Origin of the sequence: Mycolicibacter engbaekii, assembly GCF_002101585.1 — a bacterium.
In the GTDB taxonomy this organism is placed as follows: Bacteria; Actinomycetota; Actinomycetes; order Mycobacteriales; family Mycobacteriaceae; genus Mycobacterium; species Mycobacterium engbaekii.
Window position 1 is genome coordinate 1 of the sequence record NZ_LQOT01000049.1, and the last position, 7,772, is coordinate 7,772.

Consider the following 7,772-nt stretch of genomic DNA (forward strand, 5'->3'; position numbering starts at 1 on the left):
CGCAGCGCCTCAGCAACAATCGCCCGACGATCCGGACCCCCCACCGACGCAGCACTCTTCTCGCTCAACTCAACCTCTCCGACAGCTGCGCGAGCAGCTCGTCATCACTCATGTCGTCGTAGGCGTCGGCGCTGTCGTGTTCGGCGGCCTCCACCAGCTCCGGCAGGATCGTCGCCAGGTACTGCGTCAACGCGTCAACGGTCGGATAGTCGAAAACCACCGCTGCCGGCAGGGTTTCGCCCAGGCTGTCCGACAGGGCCCGCTGCAGGGTGACGCTCATCAGCGAATCCATCCCGGCCTGGAAGAAGCCGACAGTCGGGTCCAGCGCGTGGCGCGATGCCAGTCCCATGGCGGCGACGACGTGGTCGGTGACGTGGTCACGGAGCAACTCCGCGCGCTGTTCGGGCTCGGCCTCGGCCAGGGTGCGGCGGAACTCGGTCAGTGATGCCGCGGGTCCATCCGCCGGGGCCGCGACGGCCAGCAGTTCGTCGGCGATGCGCAGCGCCGCCCGGGTGCGGTATGCGGCGATCAGCCGCGGCCAGTCGGCCGCGACCACGGTGTGCCGCGCGGCATTGTGCGCACCGATCACCAGGGGCAGTGCGGTGATGGCGACGTCGTCGGTCATCGGCTCCAGGCCCGAGTCAACGGTCACCTGCCGCTCGGCGTCGGACTGGGTGTCGGTCAGCGACTTCCACAGCCCCCAGTTGATGGCCGTGGCGGGCAGGCCGGCCGCACGCCGGGCGTAGGCGAAGGTGTCCAGGAAGGTTGTGGTTGCCGTGTAGTGCGCCAGCCAGCGCGACCCGGTGATACCCGAGATCGAGGAGAACAGCACGAAATAGCGCACCGGGTGCCGCAGGGACAGCTTGTGCAGTACCGCGACCACATCCAGTTTCGGGCGGAACATGGTGACGACGTCGTCCTCGGTCATGTCGCGCAAGGTCACCGGGCCGCCGGCGAACGCCGCCACGTGGATGCCTTCCAGCGGTGGCAGGTCGGCGCCGAACCGCTCGAACAGTGCGCTCATCGCGGACTCGTCGGCAGCGTCGGCGGCCACCGTCACCAAGGTGGTTCCGGCCGAGGCCAACTCGGCGGTCAATGCGTCCAGTCGCGAGCCGGGCTGCCGGGACACCGCGACGATGGTCTTGGCCCCGCTGGCCGACAGCTGACGCACCAGCTGCGGTCCGATGTTGCCGGTGGCGCCGATGACGACGTGGCAGCTGCCGGGGTCGAAGGCGACCGGCGCCGCACCGGTGGGACGGCCGCCGAGCAGACGCGGCACCCGGCGGATACCGGCCCGGTAGACGATCTGGTCCTCATCGTCGGCCGTGCTCGCCTCGGCGAGCAGGTACCCGGCGACCAGGGCCGGAGGCACCGACTCGTCGACGTCGATCACCCGGCCCCAGATCTCGGGGTGTTCCAGGGCCAGGCTGCGACCCAGGCCCCAGAGCACGGCGTGCGCCGGGTTGGCCCGGTCGCCCTCCCCCACGGGCTGGGCGTTGCGCGTCAGCAGGAACAGCTTCGCCGGGCCCAGGGCCGAACCGGCCATCGCGGTGGCCAGCCGTCGCGCCGCGTTGAACGCCTCGTAGGCCGGCGCGGCACTCAGTGCGCTCGCGGTGGCCGGCGGCGCGTACAGCACGTGGCTGGCGGTGCCCAGTGCGGCGGCCAGCGTCGCGGGGTCCGCGCCCGCATCCAGCACCGATGCCTCGAGGACCCGCACGCCGCCGGCGCAGGAGAGCTCGGCGCCGAGGTCCGGGTCGCCGATCACCAGCCACGACTGCTCGGCGGACGCCTCGCCGGCCGGGGCCTCGGTGGCCGGCCAGGTCAACTCGCACCACCAGTCTTCGGGCACCGAGCCGGGGCTGCCCGCCGCCCGCTGACCGGCCTCGGCGGCCGGGGCGGCGCGCCGGGTCAGCTCGATCCAGTAACTGCTGTGCTGCCACGGGGTGGCCGGCAGCACCGGGTGCGGCTCCGGCGGGTGCGGCGTCTGCGGCGGCTGGGTGGTGTGCGTCCGGTTGAGGTTGGTGTGGAAGCTGACGGCATCGTCGCCGTCGCGGACCAACGTTCCGACGGCGTGGTGATGCCCGCCGAGGGCCTCCACGGTGTCGGCGATCGCGTGCGTCAGGATCGGATGGGCGCTGACCTCGACGAATGTCGTGTACTCCGCTGCCGCGGCCGCGACTGCCTGAGTCAGCAGCGCCGGCTTGCGGACATTGTCCACCCAGTAGCCGGCGTCCAGGATCGGCATGCCACCGGCCGGCATGGCGGCTTCGGTCACGGTCGAATAGAACGGGATGGTGGCGACTTCGGGCGTCAGGTGCTCCAGTGCCGCGCGCAGCTCCGGCAGGATCGGGTCCATCAACGCGGTGTGCGAGGCCACCTCCATGTTGACCCGCCGGGCGAACTTGTTCTGGCCGCTCACCGCGGCGATGACGGCGTCGACCGGCGCCACCGGCCCGGCCACGACGGTCTGCTTGGGCGACAGGTATCCCGCCACGCTGACATCCGGGTAGCCGGCCAGCAGCTCCTCGGTGGTGGCAGCGTCGAGGTTCAACGAGGCCACCGCGCCCTGCCCGGCCTGCCGCGACATCAGCTTCGAACGGGCCGCGATGACCCGGAATCCGTCGGCCGGGCTCAACGCACCGGCCACCACCGCGGCCGTGACTTCGCCCATGGAGTGACCGATGACGGCGTCGGGGTGCACGCCGTAGGAGCGCCACAGCTCGGTCAGCGCCAATTGCAGCGCCATCAGGACGGGCTGGACCTGCGCGTCTCCGCTGACCGGCTCGCCGCCGGAGATCACCTCCCACAGCGAGAACCCGACGTGTTCGACGAACGCCGGTTCCAGCACGGCCAGCGCCCGGGCGAAGGCCGGCTCGTCGGTGAGCAGTTGCCGGCCCATGCCGGCCCAATGGGAGCCCTGCCCGGAGTAGACGAACACGGTGCCGGGGCCGCACGGGCCGTCGTGCGGACCGACGACGCCGCACCCGGGCTCATCGAGCGAGCTGCCGTCGGCCAGTGCCCGCAACCCGCGGATCGCCGCGTCGCGGTCGCGGGCGCATACCGTGCCGAACAGCGGTTGCCGGGCGCGGTGGTGATTGAGCGTGTGCGCGACGTCGGCCAGTGCCACCCCGGAGCCGTCGCCGGCCAGCCAGTCGGCCAGCTCGCGCGCGGTTGCCGAGATCCGTTCGGGGGTGCGCCCGGAGACCACCAGGGTGGTGACCGCCGGGTCTGCTTCGCGCGCGGCGACCCGAGCGGGCGGAGCCTGCTCGATGACCACGTGGGCGTTGGTGCCGCCGAACCCGAAGGAGGAGATCCCGGCCCGCCGCGGGTGATCCGATGACGGCCAGTCCTGCTGTTCGGCGACGACCTTCAAGCGCATCTGGTCGAAGGTGATGTGCGGGTTCGGCGTGTTGAAGTGCAGGTTCTTCGGAATCGTCCCGCGCTGCACCGCCAGCACCGCCTTGATGAAGCCCACCATGCCCGCGGCGGCCTCGAGGTGGCCCATGTTCGACTTCGCCGCCCCGATCAGCAGCGGGGACTCCGGGGACCGGCCCCGTCCCAACACGGTTCCCAGCGCCTTGGCCTCGATCGGATCGCCCAGCAGGGTTCCGGTTCCGTGGGTTTCGACGTAGTCGACCTCCTGCGGCGCGATTCCGGCGTCGGCATAGGCCGACCGCAACACCGCCATCTGGGCAGCCGGGTTCGGCGCGAGCAGTCCGTTGGAGTGGCCGTCCTGGTTGATGGCCGAACCGCGCACCACAGCCAGCACCCGGTCGCCGTCGCGGCGGGCATCGGACAGGCGCTTGAGCACCACCACGCCGCAGCCCTCGCCGCGCACGAACCCGTCGGCGTCGGCGTCGAAGGCGTGGCACGCCCCGGTGGTCGAGAGCGCCCCGCTCTGGTCGAAGCCCCGGAACACCGCCGGGGACATGAGCAGGTTCGCCCCGCCGGCGATCGCGGTCTCGCTTTCCCCGGAACGCAGACTCCGGCACGCCAGGTGCAGTGCGACCAGCGAGGACGAGCACGCGGTGTCCACCGTCACCGAAGGACCACGCAGATCCAGGAAGTAGGACAGCCGGTTGGCGATGATGCTCAGCGCCCCGCCGGGGTTGCTCCAGGCGTCCACGCCGGTCAGGTCGGCCGACGCGTGGCAGCCGTACTCGGTGATGCTGGCACCGACGTATACGCCGGTCTGGCTTCGGCGCAACGAGGTCGCCGGAATGCCGGCGTGCTCGAGGGCTTCCCACGCGACTTCGAGCAGGAGTCGCTGCTGCGGGTCCATCTTGACCGCTTCGCGGCTGGAGATCTCGAAGAAGTCGGCGTCGAACGCGGCGATGTCGCGCAAAAACGATCCCCAGCGGGTGGTGCGGGCGATCGCGTTGCCGGTCTCCGGCGATCCGTCGTCGAAGGGCTCCCAGCGATCGGCGGGCACTTCGGTGACCGCATTGCCGCCGTCGATGAGGAATTGCCAGTAGGCGTCCGGTGAGTTGATGTCACCGGGGAACCGGCAACCCAGGCCGATCACGGCAATGGGTTCGTCGGTGCCGGCGCGGCCGGGTTCGGGGGTCCACTCTTCGTCGGCGGCTTCGGGCTCCAGCAGGAACCTGGCCAGTTCCGCCACCGACGGGTGCTGCCACAGTTCCACCGGTGAGACTTTGCGGCCGAGAAGTTCGGACAGTTCGCCGCAGAGCACCACCGCATCACGGGAACCGACGCCCAGGTCGTTGAGCGACGCGTCGAAATCGATGTCCTCGAGGCTGCAGCCGATGTTGGTGACCAGGTAGTCGGCCAGCCAGTGGCGCAGGCCCTCTTCGTCAAACGCTGCGGTCATGCGGAGAACTCGATTCGCACTAGATCCCGTCCCATCCGGCCGGAGCCGATTCCACGCTGTCGAACAGCTCATCCAACACACTGTCGGCAGAGTCTGGCAGGTCGTCGTCGGCGGTGGCCACGCCACCGCCGGAATCCTCCTGCGGAACCAGCTTGCCGGCCAGGTGTGCTGCCAGCGCCGCGGTTGTCGGGTGGTTCCACAGCATGGTGGCCGACAGCTCCAACCCGACCAGCGCTTCGATGTCGCGCCGCACCGCCATGGCCATCACGGAGTTCAGACCGAGTTCGGCGAACGGCCGGTCGAGCTGCAGTTCAACCTCCGACATGCGAAGTTCCCGCGCCAGGATGGCGCGCAGCTCGACCTCCAGCTCGCTGACGACTTCGTCGGCGGGCAGCTGGGCCCAGTCGCGGACCGGTCCGCCGGCAACCGCGTCGGCGGCCGCCGCGTCCGCCGACGGCAGCGGCACCATCACGACCTGGGCGAGGTCGTAGTGCTCCGCGTGGTCCCAGGCGGCGAACGCCTCCGCGGGGGTGATGGGCCGCGAGCCCATCCGCTCGAGTTCGTGTAGCACCACATGGGCCTCAGCGCCGAAGCCCAAGCCCTTCCAGGCCACCCAGTCCAGGCTGACGCTGTGGCAGCCGCACTGGTGGCGGGCGCGGGCGAGTCCGTCCAGATAGGCGTTGGCACTGGCGTAGGCGCCCTGGCCGGGCACGCCGAAGACGGCGCCCGCGGCGGCGGTCATGAAGAAGAAGTCCAGGCTCGTGGGCGGGAAGAGCTCGTGCAGCACCTGGGCACCGGCGACCTTTGGCCACATGGTGTCCCGCAGCCGGTCGGCGTCGACCTCGGTGAGCAGCTGGCCCTCGGTGATTCCGGCGGCATGGATGATGCCGCGAATCGGCGGGGCTCCGGCCTGGTCGCGGCGGTCCAGCAGGTCCGTGACCGCAGACCGGGAGCCGACGTCGAGGGCGGCCACCTCCACGGTGACGCCGCGCCGCTCCAATGCCCGGATGGCGGCGACCTTGTGACGGATGCCGGCCTCGAGTTCTTCGGAGTCCCAGTCGCGGCGGGCGGGCAGGGCGCTGCGGCCGGCCAGCAGCAGGCGCCGGGCGCCGCGGTCGGCCAACCACCCGGCCATCAACAGGCCGAGGGCGCCCATTCCGCCGGTGATCAGATAGGTGCCGTCGGGCTGGCACACCATGGGTTCGCGCTGTGCCGGGCCGGAGATCGGGGTGAACGCCGTGGTGCGGATCTGGCCGTCGCGCAGCACCAGGATGGACTTGGCCGGCGTGCGCAGGATGCCCGAGAGCACCGCCGCGTCGCCGGCGGAGATGTCCGCGGCGGCCAGGTCCACCAGCCCGCCGCAAAGTTGCGGTTGCTCCGCCCGGATCACCCCGGCCATACCCCACAGGCAGCTTTGCCGCACGGCGGCATCGGAGGCCGCCTCGTAGACGCCGCGGGTGACGATCCACAGCGCGGGCGGGCGGGTGTCGCGCTGCGCCAGGGTCGCCACCAGTTCGGCGACCTCGCCGGCCAGCCGCGACGCGCAGTCCAGGTCGGATTCGCCGGCAGGGCCCGGGTCCGCGACGTAGACGACGGCCTGGGCCTCGGCGAGTCCGGCAGCCTGGTGCCCGGCCGCGGTCAGTGCGTCGCGCAGGCCGGTGGCGGCGGCGCTGTCGCCGATCACCGTCAGGGTGCCCGGTTCAGCCGGGTTCTCCGGTGCGGCGTCCCAGGGCTGCCAGTCGATTGCGTGGGCGATCGAACTCGGGTCGTCGGTGGGCCGTGCCGCACTGAGCGCGGTGTAGCGCAGCCCGCGCACGTCGATGCATCCCGTGCCGTCGCCGGTGGTGACGGCGATGTCGACGACAAGCTCACCGGTGCCGCCGTCACGGCGGCCCACGGTGACTCCGGCCCGGCCGTCGGCGGGCGCTGCGCGGAAACGGATGGCGTCGACGGTGGCGGGCACCATCAGTTCGGGATCGGCGTCGTCGACCATGCGGGCGACGTGCAGTGCGGCGTCGAGCATCGCGACCGTGGGGGTCTGCTCGGCCGTGAGGTCGGCGCGCAGGCGCCCGGCGGTGGATCGGCCGGACGTCACCGTCCACGGGAACGGCCGGCCTTCGCTGCCCCAGGTGAGCCAGAACGCACTCACCGCGGCGTCGTCGAATTCCGTTCCGCTGTGACCATTGCTGAGGGCGGAATCGGCCGAGGTCCAGTCGGATTCGTCGCCTGCGGTGATCCGTGCACTGAGGTGCTTGACCCAGCGTGCCTGCGGGTCGTCGCTCACCGCTCTGGATGACACGGTCACGGTTTCGGCGTCGGCGACCACCTGGATGGTCCGTGGCCGGTCGAGGACGATCGGGTGTTCGAAGCGAATGTCGCTGACCGCCGATTGCCCGCTTACGTGCAATGCGGCATCCGAAACCGTTTGCAGCAGCACCGATGCCGGCACCAGCTCGACTCCGTTGTTGCGATGGCTGCCGGGGTAGGGCTTGTTCTCCGGCGACAGCCGGGCTTGCCAAAGGTGCACCGCCGGCGTGCTGCCGATCGCGATGTGGGTGCCGAGCAGCACACCGGGCGCTGGCGCGGATTCGGCTGCGGTGACGGCGTTTTCGAGGTCGAGCCAGTGCCGGGTGTGCCGCCACGGCGTGGCCGGCAGCGTCGGATAGGGTCCGGCCGGGTGCGGCAGGTCCCGCGGGCTGACCGGGTGTGCGCTGTTGAGGTGCTGATGGAAGACGACGGTGTCGTCGCCGTCGCGCACCAGAGTCGCGATGCTGGCGTGCGGCACCGCGTCCAGGATCTCGTCGATGGTGTGGGTCAGCAGGGGGTGCGGGCTGATCTCGATGAAGGTGCCGTACTTGTCCCCCGCGGCGGCGACGGCCTGGTTGACCAGTGCGGGTTTGCGCACGTTGGCCGCCCAGTAGTCCGCATCGAGCACCGGGGT

At 71.1% G+C, this 7,772-nt stretch carries 2 protein-coding genes; both read right to left on the minus strand.

Annotated elements, in window-relative coordinates:
* Nucleotides 1–64 precede the first annotated feature (64 nt).
* The gene (locus AWC02_RS14875; protein WP_085129532.1) at nt 65–4,831 is read right to left on the minus strand and encodes a type I polyketide synthase; all 4,767 of its coding nucleotides are present in this window, start codon (nt 4,829–4,831) and stop codon (nt 65–67) included.
* Nucleotides 4,832–4,850: 19 nt separating this feature from the next.
* A partial coding sequence (locus tag AWC02_RS14880; RefSeq protein WP_133055651.1) for a type I polyketide synthase occupies nt 4,851–7,772 on the minus strand: 2,922 nt, incomplete at its 5' end.